This window comes from Cyclobacterium sp. SOCE241, assembly GCF_056867545.1.
The window spans coordinates 2,192,756-2,213,337 of the sequence record NZ_CP149779.1; the positions used below are offsets into that span (position 1 = coordinate 2,192,756).

The window sequence follows — 20,582 nt, forward strand, 5'->3', positions numbered from 1 at the left end:
CATACTACCTGAACTAACTGACAGTTGAGCAAATAAGTTGCAACAAACTTAATAATAATATTTTAATTTATTTACACATTGAACCTAAAATGCATGATATCTCCGTCACAAACTACATATTCTTTACCTTCAACTGCAATTTTCCCGTTTTCACGGCAAACCGCCTCGGTTTTGTAGGTTTCAAAATCTCTAAGCTTAATCACTTCTGCCTTGATAAATCCTTTCTCAAAATCAGTATGGATTACACCTGCTGCTGCGGGAGCCTTCCACCCCTTGGTAATTGTCCAAGCCCTTACCTCCTGAACACCGGCAGTAAAATAAGTGATAAGGTTCAATAATTTATATCCTGCTGCAATCAATCTGTTCAATCCGCTCTCCTCGAGACCGTATTCTCCCAAGAACATTTCCTTTTCTTCAGGATCTTCGAATTCAGCAATCTGCTCCTCCAAGGCGGCACATAAAACGATTACCTCTGCATTTTCTTGGCTTACTTCCGCCTTTAGCTTTTCCACATATGCATTTCCTTCCTTAATGCTATCTTCATCTACATTAGCAACGTACAATACCGGTTTGATAGTCAATAAATGGATATCAGCAATGGCTTCCAAATCATCTTCATCAGCATCTACCACCCGAGCATTCTTCCCTTCTTTCAGTGCTTCTTTAAATTTATGTAAACTTTCAATTGCTTTTTTAGCCTTGGCATCCCCACTTTTTGCCACCTTCTCTATCCTCAGTAATTTTTTATCTACTGATTCGATATCTTTTAATTGTAATTCAGTATCAATTACCTCCTTATCAAAAATAGGATCAACGCCTCCAGCAACGTGTACGACATTGGGATCATCAAAGCACCTGATGACATGGATAACGGCATCAACCTCCCTGATATTGCCTAAAAACTTATTGCCTAAACCTTCTCCTTTACTTGCTCCTTTTACTAATCCAGCTATATCTACAAACTCGATCACTGTCGGAACAACTTTTTGTGGATTTACCAGACCTTCCAAAATTTGTAATCGCTTATCTGGCACCGTCACCACCCCTACATTGGGCTCGATGGTACAAAAAGGAAAATTTGCTGCTTCTGCCTTTGCACTTGACAAGGCATTAAATAAAGTTGACTTACCTACATTAGGTAAGCCAACAATTCCACATTTGAGTCCCATTAATGTTAAATCTTATCTATTCTAAATATTTTGTATTCTCTATACCCTTTGTAAAATTCCTTTATAGAAACCCTAAATATAGTATAAACCGGTATGGCGAATATCATACCCAATACACCGGCAATTTTTGCCCCCACAAAGATAATAACAAATATCTCAAGAGGGTGAGCTTTTACGGATTTCGAAAAATAATTGGCTGCAATACTACATTATCACATATTTGTACCACGGAAAAAACAGTCAGTACTTTAAATAAAAACAAATATACTTCATTGGCAGTATTAAAGTCGCCTGTAGACAAGCCTACCAAAACGCCAAAGGTAGCTCCCAGTAAGGGCCCTGCATAAGGAATTAAGTTGGCCACAGCAGCAAATACTGCGATCGTCATTGCATATTGAATATTACCAATGGTTAAACCCACTGAGGCAATGGTGAAAATAACCGACATTTGAATTAATAACCCAATCAAATAATTTGACAATAGCCTTTCCACCTTGTGAAATGTTGCTACTGACAATTCAAAGTATTTATTGGGTATGAAATTCAATAAATTTCTTCGCAATAGACCATTCTCCAGAAGCAGGAAAAAGGTGATAAATCCTATGGCTAAAATACTTATAAAAAAACTACTTGTGGTAGAGATTACCCCATTGATAAATCCCTGAAAGTTCATCTCATTGATCCTATCAATCAAGCTATCCTTGACTTGTTGTATCAAATATCCAGGCTCATTATCAATTAGATTCAATTGAATCAAAATTGTTTCTAGGTTTTCTATCGGCCTTTGGATCTGATCGTAAAGATAATTGATATCCAAATCTTTTAACAACTCTACCTGAGACCGGAACAACGGAATAAACAACAAAACAAAGAAAAACACAATAGAAATAATGGCTAAAAAAGAAATTAAAATTGCCATTGCCCGGGGAATATGTTGCCCCATGATAAAAAGGTTGTTGATTTTATTCGTTAAGGGACGAAGGGCTGCAGCAATGACCAGTGAAAATACAAAATACAGGCTTATATTGGAAAAATACCATCCTAATACAAAGACAAGAAGGGTTGCAACAATAGCTGTTAATATTACCTTTAGCATGGTTCAAAAATAACAAAAAAATCGAACCCTGTATCATGCTTTTCTCTAATTGAAGAAAAACATTTCCAAGGTTCGATTGGTATATTTTGCAGGTTTAAATGTTCTGATCTGTTCTAATTAGAACAGAAAGATGTTAATCCCATTTTAGATCTTCCCCAAACTTATTGGGATTTTCACTATTAGTTTCGGAGGTTTCAGCTTCAGAATCAAATTGAGAAAAATCAAAATCCGACATCAGGTCGTTTTTAACATGATCTACAGCCTCCTGTAAAGCATCTACGAACTTACCAAAATCTTCCTTATACAAGAAAATTTTGTGTTTTTCATAATAGAAATTATCATCCTTGATTTTCCTTTTGCTCTCAGTAATGGTCAAATAGTAATCATTGGACCGGGTGGCTTTAACATCAAAAAAATAGGTTCTCTTACCTGCCTTTACCCTTTTGGTGAAAATCTCATCTCTTTCGTAATCTTTATTATCTTCCACAATCCAAATATTTAATTATTTTTTTTAAAAATTAATTTAATGCCAAGTTAAATCAATTCAAATATTAAATTCAAGTTATTCCTAATTTTTTTCTTAAAAATATGGGATATTCTTCAAAATACCTATTGGAAAAGACAATTTTCTGACTACAAAATTTTGATTTCGTTCTTATTAAAGATTATTCTCCGTGAAGGAATTTCTTTTTAGCAATTAACTCCTCTTCAGTTTCGCGATTATCCGGATCATCAACACAACAATCTACCGGACAAACTGCCGCGCATTGTGGTTCCTCATGAAAACCCGTACATTCTGTACATTTCTGAGTTACAATATAATAGAACTCATCAGAGACGGGCTCTTGACTCTCATCACCATCTACTACTGTGCCATCCTCAAGTTTTACCTGATCTAACTCAGTACCACCACTCCATGTCCATTCTATTCCCCCTTCATAAATGGCGGTATTAGGGCATTCAGGTTCACATGCACCACAATTGATGCATTCGTCTGTTATCATTATTGCCATTGTGCTTCATTTTTGATTGAACGCAAAACTACTAACCAATTCACAATCTCACAAGCAAAATGATTCTCCTTTCAAAAAATATCTCATAGACATTATTTGTTATGCTAACTATTTGATTTCATTTATTCATTCGCTTTCCTTTCTTAATAAGTATATTTGAAAAAAATATAGCAATTGCTACGGTATAATTTTAAACATGTACCCACTATTAAATTATGGATGTCAATCAAAGAGTAACTATTCTTGCTTCGTTAGGTAACCATTTACAAAATTTAAGCGGAGAGTCAAAAGCAGAATTGTATGCTAAAATGCAAAATTACAACAATTGGTTTACCCCAAAACAATCCGCAATAGCTCTTGAAGGGATTTGTCGGTACCTAGATTATCAGCAACTGACCAATTGGATTGAACCCTACTCTATTGATAATAATAGTATTCCCAAAAACATTGGGATCATTATGGCCGGCAATATTCCCGGTGTTGGATTTCATGACTTACTTTGCACCTTAGTGGCCGGCCACAGGGCAAGGGTAAAATTGGGATCATCAGACAATATCCTTATTCCCTGGCTGGTAGAACAGTTGAAAGACCTATCTCCGGAACTTGCAGCTAATATTTCTTTTGAAGAAAGGCTTAGTGGAATGGATGCATATATCGCCACCGGTAGTGATAATTCCGCTAGGTATTTTGATTACTATTTCGGGAAATACCCTCATATTATTAGAAAAAACAGAACCTCCGTCGCTATTCTTAACGGAAAAGAGTCTGAAGCTGACTTAGAATTATTAGCCAAAGACATCTTTACTTATTATGGCTTGGGCTGTAGAAATGTCTCTAAAGTTTTTTTTAGTGATATTTCTCAGATTCAGGATTTCATGAAAGCCATGGAAAAAGTAAATGAGGCGTTGGAACACCACAAATACTTTAACAATTACGAATACAACAAGTCCAAGTACCTCATCAATAGTATTCCCCACTATGACAATGGGCACCTGCTATTGGTAGAATCAAAAGATTTGGTATCGCCAATTTCTGTTATTTATTATGAAATATATGAATCTCTTACTGATCTTCAAGAAAGTTTAGCCGGATTGGAAGGTAAAATTCAATGCCTGGTTTCTAAAGATGGTTGGTTTAATGAAAGTATTGCCTTAGGGTCTGCCCAAGCCCCAGAAGTCAATGACTATGCGGACAAAGTGGACACTTTAAAATTTCTTTTGGAACTAAACTAAGAACAGAACTTAGGTATTACTAAATCCAAATAGGCATTTGATCTTTATTACGTGTTGAAATCAATTCAAACTATATTAAAAAATTCTTGTTTATCGTATAGTGAAAGGAAAAGCAAACCTTTGAGATAATTTAAATTCAAACCTTTAAATAAAATAGAACTGATTGATAGCTTTGCATGTTCTCTGATTATCAATAGCCCAAATAAAAACACTTTTTCTGGCCATTACTTGCCAGCTTATGTTCATAATAATCGGAAGGCTGCAATGAGAATTGTAGCCTTCCCCTTTAATATGACTTGCCCATACGTATTTCTAGTGCATTGGTTTTGAAACCGTTTAAGGAAAGCCCAACTCACGTTTTGGTGAAAGAGAATTGGGTATTCAGTTTTTCACCTCCAATGGCGAATCATTCTGAATCGACACGGTCTTTTACTTGAGTCAAATATTCCGATAATAGTGGCATTTCAGGATCTGCTTTATAAGCTTCATTCAAAAATTTACCCGCCAAGGCCATATCTCCTTTTTTGAAATAATAAATTCCTTTGTTTCGTATGGCGTAATAATTTTTATTATTTTGTTTAAGACTTAGGTTAATGTCTTCCAAAGCTTCTTCCGGTCGATCTAAATACAATTTATAAAGTCCCCTGTTGTTATAATAATAGGATTGGTCTTTATCTAAGCCAATGGCTTTTTCGACTGATTCAAGTGCTTTGGCGTAAGCCTCTTTTTCGAAGTGAATCAGAGACCAAAGGTTGTGTAATTTGCTCTCTTCCGAATTCAACTTTTGAGCTTTTTCAAGATCTAATGTTGCAGCGTCAAGATGACCCATATAGTAATAAACTGTGGCACTATTGATGTACAACTCAGCATTATTTGGATTAATTGCTATGGCTTGTTTAAAAGCACCCAATGCTTCTTCATAAGACCTCATAGCCGCGTGCACCAACCCTTTTATAAAATAGGCTTGTTCATCTTTCTTGTTTATTCGAAGCAAGGCTTCAGTATCTTCTAAAGCCTTATAGTTTTCTCCAAAATCAAGATGGGCCATGGCTCTTTGTTGCAATGCCGGCACATAGCTGTTGTCTATGTTGATAGCTTGAGAATAATCAGCAATGGCCTCTACATATTTTGCTTGTTGATGCTTGGCCATTCCACGATTATAAAATGCATCTTTAAAATCCGGATCTATTTCTATGGCTTCATTATAATAAGTAATGGCCCCTTTATAATTGCCTTCCTTTAATTCATTGTTCCCTTTCAATAAAAACCTTCCCTTTTTGTCTTCATTTGAAGTGCATGAAAGAACAACAAGGAATACCAAACCAATCAAAAATATCTTATACTTTATCATCTAACACTAAATTAACTTTAACCAACAATTGAAACAAAATTTACAATGGATTGGTGCGGACATTTTAGCAACCACCTCTCCTCTTTTTGGATTACAAAGGTAGCAACAAAGAATTTGAGACCTAGGTAAAAAATATTTAAGAAGTCAAATCATAAATCCTTAATCACATCTTGGTATGGATATTGCATATGCTAGATCTAAAGAATAAGAATTAATCTTTAACGAATAAAATAAAAATATTATGGCATCTAAATTAGAATTAAAAGGAGAATGGAATGAAATGAAAGGTAAGCTTAAAGAAAAATACGGTGAGCTTACCGATGATGATCTGGTTTATGCTGAGGGTCAAGAAGACCAACTTTTAGGTAAGTTGCAGCAAAAAACAGGCGAAAGTAAGGAAAAACTTAAAAAGTTTTTGTTCTCAGAATAACAGTTTGTGAATGCATTAAGCTCGGTAAATCATTACCGAGCTTTTTTTAGTCTATCCAAAAAATGATCCTTACCCCCTACTCTATGACCTACAAGATCAGGCTCCCGCATTTCCCAAGCCCAACTTTTTTCAAAAAGATCCTACCCTAATTGACTTTTATTTCAAGGAAAATCCCGAATTTCACATGGCTTTACAATGCCAAGTTCAAGTTTTGTTAGAATTTTGGTTTAAAAACAGGTTACATTTCCACCCAAGTTGAGAGAATTTTAATTTACCGATTATAATAGGGGCGGAATTGCTCCCAAGATTTGAATCTAGAAGAAAAGAATGATGAATAATTAATGGAATAAAAAATAGTATCACTTTTCTACATAATATTAATAGCAAATTAATCAGATCAATAATAAATTTGAACAAGCGCATGTCTATAAAAATATAGCCTTCAAAATAGGCTTTAATAGGCAATTTTAAAACAACCGAGTATATATCATTGAAAGAAAATCACGATTTTTCAACCTTAGAAATAGGTGTAGTAGGGTTAGGATTAATGGGCACAAGCATATTGGTCTCACTCTTGGTAAGTGGTCATAAGGTAACGGGCATTGCGCCGCTTCCTGAAGACATGGATGGTGCTATAGACCGTATCAAGAGCCAATTGGAACATGCAGGTGAAGCAGGTCTCTTAAGAGAACCGCTTAACCATTACCTCCAAAGGCTTCACCTTTCAAAAAATTATAAAGATCTAAAACACTGTAGCCTAGTGCAGGAATGTGTTACGGAAATCATTTCTATTAAAACTGAGGTTTACAAGAAAATTAATCAGCATACCTCACCTACAACCGTCATTGCTACCAATACTTCGGCCATTCCGATCAGTGAATTACAAAAAACGTAAAATATCCTTCTCAATTTATTGGAATTCACTGGGCCGAACCTGCTTATATGACTCGTTTTCTGGAAGTTACCAAAGGGGATTTGACGGATGAAAAAACTGCAGAATGGGTACTATCCCTTTCTTACTCTTGGAGAAAAGAACCCACCTACCTTAAAAAAGATATTCGAGGATTTGTCACCAACCGAATGCTTTATGCAGTATACCGTGAAATGTTTGCTATTTTAGAAAGTGGGGAAGCCTCTATGGACGATATCGACAAAGCCTTCAGGTATGATGCTGGCTCTTGGATCACATATATGGGCCTTTTTAAAAGAATGGATCAACTCGGTCTTCCTGATTTCAAAGAGATTTATGACAACTTATTTAAAGAACTAAACAATTCTTCAACTGTTCCTCCAACCATGCAAAAAATTGTATTACAAAAAGGTAAAGGAATAAATAACGGTAAAGGATTTTACAACTATACAAAAAAGAAGCTGCTGAATGGGAAGAGGCCTTTAAAAGCTTTAACCACGAAATCTTCCAATTGGCAGCGCAATATCCGGAATTAAATCAATAGAATAATGACTACAGAAAAGTACCAGAAATCAGCAGATCTACTCGCCAGAGCAAAAAATGTATTGGCAGGGGAGTTTCCTCAGAATTTAGAAAATACAATCACCCACATGCTTTATTTTACAGCCACGGAAGTGGTAGCCGTATATATGATGTTGACGGAAATGAGTACAGAGATTTCACCCTAAGTCAAGGTCCATTGATCTTAGGCCATTCCCATCCAGAAGTATTGAAAGCCGTCCATGATTATTCCTCCAAGGGACAATTGTTTGCGGGGCAACATATCATGGAGCTTGAATTGGCAGAGAAGCTTCAGGAGCTCATTCCTTCTGCAGAAATGATGCGATTCTGTTTGGATGGTTCCGAAGCAGTTCAAACTGCATTTCGTGTGGCAAGATCAAAAACCGGTAAAAGCAAATTTTTAAGGTTTGAGGGGCATTACCATGGCTGGTTAGACAACGTTTGTTTTGGGATTTCCACCCCTTCACCCGAAGCTCTAGGGCCAAGAAAAGCACCTACCCCAAGCCCTTGGAGCCAAGGTTTACCACCGGATGCTATCAATGAATTTCATTTGCTTCCATGGAATGACCTGGATTTAGTAAAGGCTAAACTGGCTGAAAGTCATCATGAAATCGCTGCAATTATTACAGAGCCTATCATGTGTAACAATGGTTGCATTGTACCCAAAGAAGGATTTTTGCAGGGTCTGAGGGAATTGTGTGATGAATATAACATCGCTCTAATTTTTGATGAAGTAATCACAGGTTTTAGGATAGGGCTAAAAGGAGCTCAGACCTATTTTGGCATCACCCCTGACATGTCCATTTTTGCAAAAGCAATTGGAAGTGGCTACCCAATCAGTGCCATTGTTGGAAAAAAGAATGGATGGAAGAAATATCTTCTGCAAGGGTGATTCATGCAGGCACTATGAATACAGCCAACCCAACTGTAGCCGCAGCCATGGCGACTGTTTCTGTACTTGAAAGAGAAGATCCTTATGCCAAAATGTTCGAATTAGGTGATCAGCTACGTGCCGGATTAAAAGAAATTGCCCAAAAAACAGGACATAATATGATCGTTTCCGGAATTGGACCTATCATTCACACAGGCTTTTCGGATGGAGAAGCCCTAAGTGAGTTTAGAGATGTATTGAAATTAGACAAGGCTAAATTGGGTCAATTCATCTCCGGTTTGCATGACGACGGCGTTCGTGTCATTGGAAGAGGGCTTTGGTACCTTTCAGCTGTACACACCGAAGAAGATATTCTTTTTGCCTTAAAAAGTGTTGAAAAGGTATTGATGAAAATGAATGAAAAATAATATGACCCCGTCAGAAATAAACATCTGTTTATTGGGTGATGGAAAAAACCTTTCCGGAATTGCCTTGTGTTTGGGCAATTCCGGACATAAGGTTTTTCTTCCGGGAGATGCATTGCCAAAATGCTACTTGACACAAGCACTGGAAGCACAAAATAATATTTTTTGGATCCTAACTGGTCCTCCCTACCTAATGCAGACCTGATTATTATCCATTGCTCAGAAAATATATTACTAAAAAAGAGCTCTTAGGTAAAATTTCCGATTTAGCTTCCGCTACGGTACTTGTTGGTATCAATTCTGAAAGTTATGCACTGACCGATTTGCAAGAAGGTTTTCCTGCTCCAGAACGACTAATAGGCCTCAATTGGGTATATCCGGCGCACCAAACCCTTTTTCTAGAAATAATTACCAACGAAAAAACGAAGCCTGAACCTGTAGAAAAATTAATGAAAATGGCCAAGTCCTACTGGGACAAGGACCCTTATCTGCTATGCAAAGGAAAAGGAATTAGAAGCAGGCTGCTGGCAGCCATGGCTAGAGAATCATTCCATTTAATAGACAAAGGCTATGCTGAACCAATAGATATCGACAGGGCTTGTCGGAATGATCCCGGCTATTACTTGCCGTTTGCGGGAAACTTCCGCTATATGGATTTAATGGGAACATTCATATACGGCCTGGTAATGAAAGATCTCAACCCGGAACTTTCAAACGACAAAACCCCTCAAAAATAATAGATGATAAGATCAATGCCGGTAAATTAGGCATGGACAAGGGTGAGGGTTTTTATTCCTACTCAGAAAATGAAATGCAAGATAAAGAAGAAGATTTCTTAATTTTTAATAAAAAAATTAAAGGGCTAATGGACAAATATCCATTTAAAAACCCTGAAGAAGTGGTCTAAATAACACTTATAACCCCAATTCTTATGACCGAAAAAATAAACAAGTCTAAATTTGATAAAGAGGGTTTCCTGTATTTACCTAACTTTCTAAGCAATAACGAAATTGATGCTATTAATTTAAAAATTAATGAGATTGTAGCTTCATGCTTATCACAAATATCAACCAGGCATTACAAATTTGAAGATCCTGAAAACAAACAAGGGTTGAAAATGATCCAAGACCTTCATGTCTATGATACATTTTTTAAGCATCTGCTTTTTGAAAGTAAATTTTCCGCAATGGCTGAACAAATCCTTGGTGAGCCGGTGCAAGGAAAAACAGTAGAATTCTTCAACAAACCCGCAAAAATAGGAAAGGCAACACCTCCACATCAAGACGGATATTATTTTATGTTAAACCCTATGGCTGCGGTTACTTTTTGGCTCTCATTAGAAGACGTAAATGAAGAAAACGGCTGGGTTAGCTATGTGAAAGGCTCTCACTTAAAAGGTATAAGAGCACATAGCAAATCTCAAACCTTGGGGTTTTCTCAGGAAATTCAAGACTTTGGAACTCCATTAGATTTAGAAAATGAAGTATTCATGCCAACAAATCCTGGAGACCTGTTACTTCATCATGCCCTTACCATCCATAGAGCAGCACCAAACACAAGTATAAATAGAAGTAGGAAAGCATTAGGACTGATTTATTTTGGAGAATCCGCCAAAGAAGACCTTGTTGCCAAAAAAGCTTACATAGCCGCCTTAAACAATTAATATCAATGCGTCACTCCTTAAGAATAATTGCTTATTTAAGCTTCCTTTTAATCACTTCGATGGTCCTCTTTTCTTGTGGAGAAAAAAACAATATGCTCGCAGAAGAGGATAAAAATCTTTCTTATGAGGTGCTGGACAGGGTGATGCAGGAGGAAGAACAATGGGTGAAAGTTCATGCTGCCGAGTATAAATTACAAGTAGGACTACCTGAGGGTGTATACGATACATTTCTAAAGCAACTTGCTCTGCATGAAAATCAGGCTCCCTATAGAATTGGCATCTGGAGAGTGTTGGCTAAATCTGCTCCTACAGAAGCTGAAAGACAGCAATACATTGACAAAATCATAGCCGTATTTAACGATACAGAAGCCAGCGACAGAATACATGCAGCAGAAACCTTAGCCAAGTTGGGAGTCCCCGTCAGTACTTTAGCCAAAGCTACCACGGACAAAATCCTTAAAGGAGAAAAAGGAAGTCTCTGGGTATATACCCTTTGGGCCAGTATGCAAGGCAAAGAAAAATCTAACAACCCAATGTTAGAAGCCTTGATGTCAGGCATCGAAGATGAAATTCCTAGACTACAAGCTGCCTATGCCCTGAAAATGGAAGGAAATATTCCAGAAGAAAGATGGGAATCCCTTGCAACAATGGCACTCGATGAACCCAGTTCTTCCATTGCAAAAATTCACCTGCTTACTGCCGCTTACTATTGGGCAGAACCTGAACTTCAAAAGTCTGAGTCCTACAAAAAAATTGAAGATTTAATATTTGCCCTACAGCAATCTGATAATAAAGGCGATAGAATGGCACTGGCATTAACCATCGCACATAAGGGGGATTGGTCACATCATTCCATTTTGCTAGAGTACTTACGTAACGACAATCCCATAGGTACTGAGATTAATGCTGAAACAAAAGCTTCAAATGCCGATGTGATGGCAACTGCAGCTTTTGCCTTGCTTCACATGGAGCAAACGACCCACCAATTGTCCACCATAGATTGGGCTATCGTTCTGATCTATATGCTTGGAATGATGATAATTGGATACATCTTTTCTAAGAAAAATAAAAATGAAAAGGATTTTTTATTAGGCGGCGGCAAGATGAATCCTATAGCTGTAGGTTTATCGCTTTTTGCTACTTTACTAAGTTCCTTGAGCTACCTCTCCTACCCTGGAGAGATGATCAAATACGGACCTGTGATCTTTTCAGGTGTTTTGGCTTTTCCTTTAATTTATTATATCGTTGGGTGGTTTCTAATACCACGTTTCATGAAATTAAAAGTAACCTCTGCCTATGAGATTTTGGAGATTAATTTGGGGGTAAGCATTCGATTACTGGCTACTTTTCTGTTTTTGTCATTACGGTTTCTTTGGATGGGCACCATTATTTTCATCACAGTAAATACAGCAATCATCTCAATTTTTGGCTTTGAAGATACTACCTCAAACATACTTTGGATCAGTATAATTTTAATAGGGGTAACCATTATTTATACCACCATGGGTGGTTTGAAGGCTGTAGTATTTACAGATGTGATACAATCTTGCGTTTTGCTGGGAGGAGCCTTGCTAACCATTGTTTTGATAAGTGTTTATTTTGGTTCAGCTACTTCATGGATACCGACACATTGGCTGGATCATTGGGGTGAATACAAATGGGGTATAGATGCCAGGGAACGTTTGAGCATAGGGAACGCCTTACTGATGACAGTTATTTGGTATGTGGCTTCATCGGGTTCTGACCAAATGTCCATTCAGCGTTTTCTTGCTACGGAAAATATTCAAACAGCCAGAAAAACCTTTGCCGTCTCATTGATCACCTCCTTTGTAGCTCAATTCCTTTTGGGACTCGTAGGCCTTGCTGTGCTGGCCTACTTCTTGGACAATCCGCAATTCCTTGCTGCCGGAGAGTCAGTGTCTACCCATGCTGATATTTTATTTCCAAAGTTCATACTTGTTGGTCTACCCATAGGTATTTCAGGCTTAGTGGCTGCCGGAATTCTTGCTGCAGCCATGTCTAGCTTGTCCTCCGGATTAAGTGCAACCTCCTCTGTCATCTCAGAAGATCTTTTCAAAAGGTTTTCTAGAAAATCAAAACCTGAAAAGGTTGACCAACTCAAGAGGATTAGAATTCTTTCTTTATTTGTTGGCATCTTTACCCTTGCCTTAAGCCTTCTGATTAGCCGAGTGGAAGGCAATTTGTATGATGTTGTTGTCAAAGTGGTAAACCTTTTCGTTTCCCCACTTTTTGTGTTGTTTTTTATGGCATTTTTTATCCCCTTTGCTACAGCAAGAGGGGTATTGATTGGAGGATTGATAAGTATTGCCATGGCCATTGCAGTGGCTTTCTTTAAATTTTTGGGAATAGAAGTGCTCTTTATTACGCCAGCTTCACTGTTTTCCGGAATAGTAGCAGGTGTAGTGTTCAGTTATATTGACCATAAGTTTTTAGGAAATCAAGAAACGATGCAGAAAAGGAGTGAAAAAATAATAGGTAAATAGGATTGGTAAATTCTGGTGACTTCCCAATATTAGATGATAATTGCAAATAATTTCATTTAATTATCTCCACAATCAATAGAAAGCTTCTAAGTAGGCATAAATTCATAATATGAAAACTCTTTTATGATGCTCGAAAAAGAGAACAAACCCTGGCAATTGCGCCCTGAAGATTTGGCCACTATAGAAGAACTAACCTCCTTTGTTCCAGAGAAATTCTATGATATTCATGCCCATTGGTATAGAAAGAAGACCTAAATGCTCCTGAAAACAGTTTTTGGAACAGTGGCCCGGAGATAGCTGGTCATGAGCAGTGGGAAAATTACACCCAACAATTGCTTCCAAAAACATCCCTCCTGGGTGGCTTGTTTTTCCCTGCTCCCTTGCCTAAGGTTAATTTATCCGCTGCCAATCAATTCCTGTTTGATGAACTTGAAAAGTCAACCTTATCCAGAGGATTGATGCTGGTGAAACCGGAAACCTCCCAAAAGGAATTGGAGCTGGGGCTTTCACATGCCAAAGTAGTCGGATTCAAACCCTACCATGTGTATAGTACCGAAACTCCAACTTCTCAGTCGGGCATAACAGGTTTTTTGCCAGAACCTATCTGGGCTAGGGCACACGAACACGGAGCAGTAATCATGTTGCACATCATGAAGGACAAGGCCTTGCTTGATCCTAAAAACTTTGAAGACATTAGAAGGCTCTGTTTGAAATACCCCAATGTAAAACTGATTCTGGCGCATTGTGGAAGGAGTTTTCATGCCTTGCATGCAGAAGGAGCAAAATTCCTGAACAGCATTCCTAATATATGGTTTGACATGTCAGGGATCTGCGAAATGCAGGCAATATTACCCATATTGAAACACTTCGGTCCGGAAAAATTAATGTTCGGGACAGACTTTCCGGTCTCACAAATTCGAGGAAAATGTGTAAGCATAGGCAATGGTTTTATCTGGCTAGATGAAAACAATTGCAATTGGGACCAGGCATGGGGCAAGCCTACCTTGGTAGGATTAGAATCTCTAACAGCCTTGCAGGAAACTGCGAATAATTTTGGTTTGGATAAATCGGATTTGAATTTGATTTTTTGGGGGGGAAATGCCATGCATTTACTCAATTTAAATGAGCATTCGCCAACAACTAATCAAGCTTATTACAAACATGCAAAAACCAGAATCCCCGGAGGTACCCAGCTACTGAGCAAAAGACCTGAGAACATGGCTCCCAATCATTGGCCACCCTATTTTAAGAAGGCTTCAGGATGTGAGATTTGGGATTTGGATGGGAAACACTTTTATGACTTCTCCACCAATGCCGTGGGTTCTTGCATTCTGGGTTATGCCCACCCCGAAATAAATAAGGCCATAATTAAAAAGTAAACCTGGGGAATATGTGTTCGCTCAACCCTCCTGAGGAGGTAGCATTGGCAGACAAACTTTGTGAGATTCATCCTTGGGCCGATCAAGCCAGGTTTGTCAGAGGCGGTGGTGAAGCCTGCGCAGTGGCAGTAAGAATCGCGAGAGCAACTACCGGCAAGGATAAAATCGCCCTTTGTGGTTACCATGGCTGGCAGGACTGGTACCTAGCCGCGAACCTGGGAGAAAATGATGCCCTCAAAGGCCATTTATTACCCGGATTAAGTCCCGAAGGTGTTCCTGATGCCCTGAGAAACACCAGCTTCGCCTTCATATACAATGACCTGGAGGCCTTTCAGGAAATCATTGACCAACAACCGGACCTGGCAGCAGTGATAATGGAACCTTGCAGGTATGAGAATCCTGCGGACGGCTTTTTGGAAGCCATCAGGTCAATCACTAGGAAACATGGTATCTTGCTGATCATGGACGAGATTACAGTGGGTTGGCGTTTGCATTTTGGGGGCATGCATTTGAAGTATGGCATTGAACCTGACATGGCTGTTTTTGCCAAAGCTTTAGGAAATGGGTATCCCATTGGGGCAGTTATAGGAAGCAAGGCTTCCATGGAAGGAGCTCAGCGATCCTTTATCAGTAGCACTTATTGGACAGAGAGTTTAGGTTCAGTAGCCGCATTGGCTACTATTGCAGCAATGGAAAAGCGGGATATTCAAAAGGCAATTGAGCATTCTGGCCAACAAGTTCAGGGTATCTTGCAAACAACCGCTGCTAGTGAAAACCTTCCCCTACAAGTCAAAGGCTTCCCTGCTTTGACAAGCTTTAGTTTTGACCATCCTGAAAGTGAAATATTAAGAACCATCTTCACTCAACAGATGCTTTCCAAAGGCTTTCTTGCAGGCACTTCCTTTTACCCTACGCTTGCGCACAATGAAAAAATCATCGCTGCCTACAAACAGGCCTTGGCTGAAACCTTTGGAAGCTTAAGTCAGGTCATAAAAGAGAACAGTTTTGAAAAATGGCCCAAAGAAGAAAAGGCCCATAGTGGCTTTTCTCGGTTGTTGTAGGTGGGATTTGCGGAAATGAGAATTTATGGCTGAATGGCTGAAGTTGAAATGGGCTGACTCAATTGAAAGTTATTAACGAACCCATCAATCCTGAAAGTACAAAATCCCTCCGCCGCGGCGGAGGGACCAAGGGGATTTTTCACGTAAACAATCTAAAGTATTAGCTTGAGATAGTATGACAGCCCATAGAAATACAAAAATAATTCCCGAACTTTAGCTTTAATCCAAACCCAAAAACAATGAAAAAAACAAACATTCTACTGACCGCTCTTTTTCTTCTTATTGGAATGGCGAGTAGCCATGCCCAAACTACCATGGAAGAGTTTCTGGCCAAATGGGAAAACAGCAAGGCTTTTACCCTTGAAGCCATTGATAAAATGCCTGATGACAAGTTAGACGACAAACTCCATGAATCTGCCATGTCTTTCAGGGAGCAAATCACACACATAGGTGCTGCTGCAGCCAATATCTCAAAGGGATTTTTGCTAGGTGGTGAAATGGATTTCGATCCTTCTGCAAAGCCTCAAACCAAAGCAGAGATGAAAGAATTTATCAATAATGCTTATGACTATGGTAAAAAGACCATTGCTTCTCTCACTGAGGCACAATTATCCGAAAAAATAGATTCTTTCGCCGGAAAAATCACCCGTAGACAAATGGTAGGATTGCTAGATGACCATACTACTCACCATAGGGGAGCGGCCATTGCTTATATCAGGGCGCAAGGAATTGATCCTCCGGGTTATAGGGGAATTTAATTTCTCTACCGGTGGCTGAGCGGAGCCGAAGCCTTAGGGTAACGCATGCGTAAAACCTACTCCTTCGAATCTGCTCAGAAACCGTTAATACGGATGATCTCGAAAATAAACAACATACTGACATACAATGACATAACCGTATAACTCCCCCTTCCCCCTTGTCAAGGGGGAGTTGCGGCAAAAGATATTTTATTGCTGAATTGGTTACCTTAAAATGGGCTGACCTAATGTAAACTTATTAACGTAATCGTCAATCCTGAAAGCACAAAAATCCCTCCGCCGTGGCGGAGGGACCAAGGGGATTTTTTCCCGTGATATTTTAATCCTTGAGATTCAAACTCATTTAGCATTCTTTAAAAACTTGTCCAAAAAGGCAAAGCTTTCCTTCCCGTTAATGGTATGTCCATCATTAAAATACGCGATGGTGGTGGCACCTTCCTGTTGAATATTCGCGTAATGCCTTCTGACTTTGGCATATTCATAAGCCACCCATTTGTCTGTACCGACAGCATCCTTATGGCCTCTTTCCACCATAAATGGTCTCGGAGCGATTAAGGCTGCCATTTCAGCATAATTGAATGTGTTGGCCAGGTCCCACTCTGGAATTTCATACTCTCCGGTAAAGGGATAACTGTTGAATGCCTCATAATCTGTGCTTGCTACTTTTCGCACCCATTCATTGAAATCACCTGAACAAATAGACAATGCATAACCTTCCACCAGGGCTGGAACCCGCATGGCTGTTTTTCCTCCATAGGACAGGCCATAAAACCCAATTCTCTCCGAATCCACAAAATCCTGCTGACCTAACCAGTCTACAATACGTTGGTGCTGACCTGTAATGATAGAGTAAAGGGACAAACCCAATGGGTTGGCTTTTCTTTGTAATACCCTAAAATTATCTTGACCCCAATACAAATTGTGTGGTGCAAATACCACATAGCCCCTATCTGCCAAGTCTGAAGCAAATCCTTTATAAGCTTTATAAGCCCTTTCAGTCTTATCTTTGGTCAAGACATCTTTGGGTAAACCTTCTAAGCCATGCTGGGTAACCACAGCCGGCAAAGGTTTTGTTAGGTCTACTCCTTTAGGTACCAATAAAATCCCCCAGCTAAAAACACCTTTCCAAACATCCAGTTTCACTTCATAGGCTGTCCAACCTTCTGTTTCCGCATAAAATCTCGCTTCTGTATTGTTTGGCACATTCGGATCGGGCAACTTCCCTAATTCTTCCCATAACCTTGCCCTATGGGCTGATTTTATGGCTTTCAAATCTCCCGAATTGCTATCAAGCGTCTGCCAAAAAGTAGTGTTCCGGATAGTCTCAGAAGCGGGAATAAGTTGTTGCATATGGCCTTCCATAGCTCGTACAGCCCTTTCTTGCCTGTCTGCTGCATTTGGCCAATGACTTGGTAAGCCACGGCTTAATAAAGAAATATTTTTTCATTTAATTCAGCTTCTACCCCCATGTCTTCCAGGAATGCTATTAATGCTTTATCGGATTGCCTTCTATTTGCTGAATTATTTCCCTCAAAAAACCGAAGGTTACTTTTGCCTTTGGGAAGCATTGCTTCTGCCCTTTGCCACTCTGCCTTCACCGAAGAAAGTTCCGGAATTGATAAGACTCCAGGAGCAGCACCAGTCCTTCCGGCTGATGGTGCCGGTGGGCCTGAAGCTTCCGGATACAAAGAATCTTCAATGTTTAACTTTTGCGGCCAACTCATGACCGCCAGCTCGGCATCCCCAAATTTCTTCAGCAAACCAAAGACATTTCTATATATAGGTTCATTCCATATATTTTCTCTTTGGTCAAAATAACCACTTACCAATGAGGCGGAAACCCTAGAATCCAAGGCCGCTGCATAAAGGGACAGCATCCCTCCTTCTCCATGGCCAGCAACACCGATTTTCAGTGGTTTTCCCGTCTGTTCATTTTTTGCCTTGAACCAATCTACTGCTGCCAATACTTTTTGCAATTCATAGCCTATCACATGCCTGCCTAGAATAAAGCCTTGTCTGTAAATGTACTCTCTATGGGTTTGGTTGGTGAATTTCCCTTGTATAGAACTTCCTGAAAAAGTGTCTTTTCGGTTAAGTAAAACAGGAACCAATACTTCAACCCCATTTCTTGCCATATGTGCAGCCCTGCCAAAACCTGGTTCACCTTCCCCTGTCATACCCGCGACAACCTCTGGCGATGTGGCTGCATCTGGAACATAGACTACCCTGGCTTTGGTCTCCCCTATGGGGCTGATCAACAAACCTTCAGCATAAAAATCGCCAAACACTCCGTCAAATACCCGCCATTTTACTGCAGAGATGGTGTATTTTTCATTCTCGAAAGTATAGGGTTCGAGCGCTCCACTTTCCTGGTAGCTCATAAAAGGAGCCGATCTCTTGTCTATAAGCCCTAGAATCTGTTGCAATTCCTGTCTTTGGGAGGCAATTGATTGATTGAAAGCTGCAGGACTTGTAAAATCCCTTTGCCAAAAATCATTTCTTGCTGCCTTGCTTTTCTGAAGGGCCTGGTCCAAAAAATCCCCTACTCCCTTCATCATGGTATTGGGCAAGTCAAATTTCTCGTCCAACAAACGCGCCTGAAAAGGGAATTCATGTTCAGTTTGGCCCAAACTTTCCCCAAAGACTCCTGTCATCATCAATAAAATAACAAGCCAAATCCTACTCCTTGTAAAGCAAATTACATGCATTTTTTATTCTATTTTGTTTAAACCTCTGAGGCTAATCCGTTATTTTATTTCCATGTCCACCAATGGATTGAATGGGTTCAAAGGAATAATCATTTGGGTTTAAGGCGGTAATCATGCATCCCGAAACCTTGCTATCTGTAACATTGTCCAACAAGAGTCCCACCTTTTCACAACTCAGTAGGCTGCAATTCCCAATATTTATACGCTTTGAATCACGCACAACAAGACTTGGGCTGTCCTTGGAACCATAAACCTGCACTCCAGTGAAGGTACAATCCTCACTATTGGTGACCAATAACTTATTGGATGGAAGCGTACCGGAGGGATAATTGGCATTGGCATCAAATAAATTTGATCCAAACACTACATTGCTACAGCCCTCCATCAATAAGCCGTAATCATAGCCTTGCCAAATGGTATTGCCGGTAACTACCACTCCCCTGCAATATTGCAAGTCAATATTTACCATTACATCACTCAACACATTTCCGGTGATGGTTACATTTCCCCAGCGCTCTTTTTCACTGCCAATTCCCGATTGATCTTTTCCAATAATTCGAATATTTGCTGAATTGGGCGCATTGCGGTTATGCTGAATGGTACAACCCGTAATGGCGACTTCTGCGGTTCCAACTGCACTACCTGAGCAATCAATCAGCACATTCGCAGTTGGGGCTTTGTCTGAACCCATATTGCTTTCTATGTCACAACCTGTGATGTGTATATTCCTGATATTGCCCCCTTTGGTGACAATTCCACCTTCCTTGTTATAACTGATATGACTTCCCGTAATATTGGATTGGTGCAAATTGACTCCATCATAAAAGACGCCAATGCCATGGTTTTCGTAAAGGTGACAATCAGCAATGATTAAATTCCTATTGTTTTCCCTCAGGTGAATGGCATGAAGGGTTTGCCTTACTTGTACCCTTGTGATGGTCAACTGCATGGTGCCTATGGCTTCAATGCCTACAGCCGCTTGATGCTGTCCTTCTATAGACAAACCTTCCACAACAGGCATTCGCTCTGAAGACCAAACCTTCTTATCAAATCTCTCCGGATCAGCTGAACCAAAATGAGTCCCTGCAATTTTAAATGCCGGACCGGCTCCAGCCATAATCACCTGTGCATCACCATTTCCCCTAATGCTGGCGTACCCCATTTTTGCCAGATCAATTAAAATGGTTTTAGAAATCTTATAATGTCCTTTGGGGAAAAACAAACGATTCCCTGTTGTAGCAACTGCTTTTGGATCGCTGCTGTGTCATCTGTTTTGCCATCTCCTTTGGCACCAAAATGCTTTACGTTAGTTTCCTCACCCTTTAAGTTAGAAGAAAGGTCAACTGTAGACTTACCAAACAACTGATGTGCCCCGGCAAATGAGGCCAATGTTGTAGCAGCAACCGTCAAAAACTTTCTCCTTTTACCGGAATTTATCATATTAAAATAGT

At 39.4% G+C, this 20,582-nt stretch carries 22 protein-coding genes and 2 pseudogenes; 15 read left to right on the plus strand and 9 right to left on the minus strand.

The annotated features are described in order from the left end of the window. Positions 1-71: 71 nt before the first annotated feature. From ychF to WG932_RS10835, 4 genes and pseudogenes are all read right to left on the minus strand, one after another. On the minus strand, positions 72-1,169 hold the full coding sequence (ychF, locus tag WG932_RS10820; RefSeq protein WP_014018208.1) for a redox-regulated ATPase YchF: 1,098 nt from the start codon (positions 1,167-1,169) through the stop codon (positions 72-74). 5 nt (positions 1,170-1,174) lie between these two features. After that, a pseudogene (locus WG932_RS10825) lies at positions 1,175-2,265 on the minus strand (AI-2E family transporter). 133 nt (positions 2,266-2,398) lie between these two features. Next, positions 2,399-2,752, minus strand: coding sequence for a DUF3276 family protein (locus WG932_RS10830; RefSeq protein WP_014018210.1), 354 nt, complete (start codon positions 2,750-2,752; stop codon positions 2,399-2,401). 178 nt (positions 2,753-2,930) lie between these two features. After that, complete coding sequence (locus WG932_RS10835; RefSeq protein WP_014018211.1) at positions 2,931-3,278, minus strand: 4Fe-4S binding protein; 348 nt, start codon at positions 3,276-3,278, stop codon at positions 2,931-2,933. 215 nt (positions 3,279-3,493) lie between these two features. Here WG932_RS10835 and WG932_RS10840 point away from each other — a divergent pair, with 215 nt between their 5' ends. Further along, entirely contained in the window at positions 3,494-4,510 is a 1,017-nt protein-coding gene (locus tag WG932_RS10840) for an acyl-CoA reductase (RefSeq protein ID WP_149393543.1), read from the plus strand. A 406-nt stretch (positions 4,511-4,916) separates the two neighbouring features. On the opposite strand, the gene WG932_RS10845 is transcribed toward WG932_RS10840, so the two are convergent. Next, positions 4,917-5,861: a tetratricopeptide repeat protein gene (locus WG932_RS10845; RefSeq protein WP_483087932.1), complete on the minus strand. Its 945-nt coding sequence runs from the start codon at positions 5,859-5,861 to the stop codon at positions 4,917-4,919. 241 nt (positions 5,862-6,102) lie between these two features. Between WG932_RS10845 and WG932_RS10850 the strand changes: the two genes are divergently transcribed. The 14 genes and pseudogenes from WG932_RS10850 (at position 6,103) to WG932_RS10915 (ending at position 16,423) form a co-directional block, all read left to right on the plus strand. Then, entirely contained in the window at positions 6,103-6,291 is a 189-nt protein-coding gene (locus tag WG932_RS10850; protein WP_149393541.1) for a CsbD family protein, read from the plus strand. 574 nt (positions 6,292-6,865) lie between these two features. Further along, positions 6,866-7,737 (plus strand): annotated as a pseudogene (locus tag WG932_RS10855) (3-hydroxyacyl-CoA dehydrogenase family protein). 12 nt (positions 7,738-7,749) lie between these two features. Continuing rightward, positions 7,750-7,929, plus strand: coding sequence for a hypothetical protein (locus WG932_RS10860; protein ID WP_483087933.1), 180 nt, complete (start codon positions 7,750-7,752; stop codon positions 7,927-7,929). After that, complete coding sequence (locus WG932_RS10865) at positions 7,887-8,654, plus strand: aspartate aminotransferase family protein (protein WP_483088622.1); 768 nt, start codon at positions 7,887-7,889, stop codon at positions 8,652-8,654. The genes WG932_RS10860 and WG932_RS10865 overlap by 43 nt, the downstream gene beginning before the upstream one ends. Continuing rightward, entirely contained in the window at positions 8,627-9,061 is a 435-nt protein-coding gene (locus tag WG932_RS10870) for a hypothetical protein (RefSeq protein ID WP_483087934.1), read from the plus strand. Before WG932_RS10865 ends, WG932_RS10870 begins: the two co-directional genes overlap by 28 nt. Beyond that, entirely contained in the window at positions 9,051-9,263 is a 213-nt protein-coding gene (locus tag WG932_RS10875) for a hypothetical protein (RefSeq protein WP_483087935.1), read from the plus strand. The genes WG932_RS10870 and WG932_RS10875 overlap by 11 nt, the downstream gene beginning before the upstream one ends. A gap of 10 nt (positions 9,264-9,273) precedes the next feature. Next, a complete protein-coding gene (locus WG932_RS10880) occupies positions 9,274-9,795 on the plus strand; it encodes a 3-hydroxyacyl-CoA dehydrogenase NAD-binding domain-containing protein (protein ID WP_483087936.1) in 522 nt (173 codons plus the stop codon). A 32-nt stretch (positions 9,796-9,827) separates the two neighbouring features. Further along, positions 9,828-9,965 carry a hypothetical protein gene (locus tag WG932_RS10885; protein WP_483087937.1) on the plus strand — a complete coding sequence of 46 codons (138 nt, stop codon included), beginning with the start codon at positions 9,828-9,830 and terminating at the stop codon, positions 9,963-9,965. A gap of 24 nt (positions 9,966-9,989) precedes the next feature. Then, entirely contained in the window at positions 9,990-10,721 is a 732-nt protein-coding gene (locus WG932_RS10890; protein WP_483087938.1) for a phytanoyl-CoA dioxygenase family protein, read from the plus strand. Between the two features lie 5 nt (positions 10,722-10,726). Next, positions 10,727-13,225 (plus strand): sodium:solute symporter, encoded by a 2,499-nt coding sequence (locus tag WG932_RS10895; protein ID WP_483087939.1) that lies wholly within the window; start codon positions 10,727-10,729, stop codon positions 13,223-13,225. Between the two features lie 123 nt (positions 13,226-13,348). Beyond that, the gene (locus WG932_RS10900) at positions 13,349-13,480 is read left to right on the plus strand and encodes a hypothetical protein (protein ID WP_483087940.1); all 132 of its coding nucleotides are present in this window, start codon (positions 13,349-13,351) and stop codon (positions 13,478-13,480) included. A 77-nt stretch (positions 13,481-13,557) separates the two neighbouring features. Further along, positions 13,558-14,604 carry an amidohydrolase family protein gene (locus WG932_RS10905; protein ID WP_483087941.1) on the plus strand — a complete coding sequence of 349 codons (1,047 nt, stop codon included), beginning with the start codon at positions 13,558-13,560 and terminating at the stop codon, positions 14,602-14,604. An 11-nt stretch (positions 14,605-14,615) separates the two neighbouring features. Next, positions 14,616-15,665, plus strand: a complete 1,050-nt coding sequence (locus tag WG932_RS10910) for an aminotransferase class III-fold pyridoxal phosphate-dependent enzyme (RefSeq protein WP_483087942.1) — start codon at positions 14,616-14,618, stop codon at positions 15,663-15,665. A gap of 239 nt (positions 15,666-15,904) precedes the next feature. Further along, complete coding sequence (locus tag WG932_RS10915) at positions 15,905-16,423, plus strand: DinB family protein (protein WP_149393537.1); 519 nt, start codon at positions 15,905-15,907, stop codon at positions 16,421-16,423. A gap of 339 nt (positions 16,424-16,762) precedes the next feature. Here the strand turns inward: WG932_RS10915 and WG932_RS10920 are convergent, their stop codons facing one another. The 4 genes from WG932_RS10920 to WG932_RS10935 form a co-directional block, all read right to left on the minus strand. Further along, positions 16,763-17,785: an alpha/beta hydrolase family protein gene (locus tag WG932_RS10920; RefSeq protein WP_483087943.1), complete on the minus strand. Its 1,023-nt coding sequence runs from the start codon at positions 17,783-17,785 to the stop codon at positions 16,763-16,765. Positions 17,786-17,847: 62 nt separating this feature from the next. Further along, a complete protein-coding gene (locus WG932_RS10925) occupies positions 17,848-19,131 on the minus strand; it encodes a dienelactone hydrolase family protein (protein WP_483087944.1) in 1,284 nt (427 codons plus the stop codon). A 31-nt stretch (positions 19,132-19,162) separates the two neighbouring features. Continuing rightward, positions 19,163-20,353, minus strand: coding sequence for a right-handed parallel beta-helix repeat-containing protein (locus WG932_RS10930; RefSeq protein ID WP_483087945.1), 1,191 nt, complete (start codon positions 20,351-20,353; stop codon positions 19,163-19,165). Then, a complete protein-coding gene (locus tag WG932_RS10935; protein ID WP_483087946.1) occupies positions 20,308-20,571 on the minus strand; it encodes a glycosyl hydrolase family 28-related protein in 264 nt (87 codons plus the stop codon). Before WG932_RS10935 ends, WG932_RS10930 begins: the two co-directional genes overlap by 46 nt. Positions 20,572-20,582 lie beyond the last annotated feature (11 nt).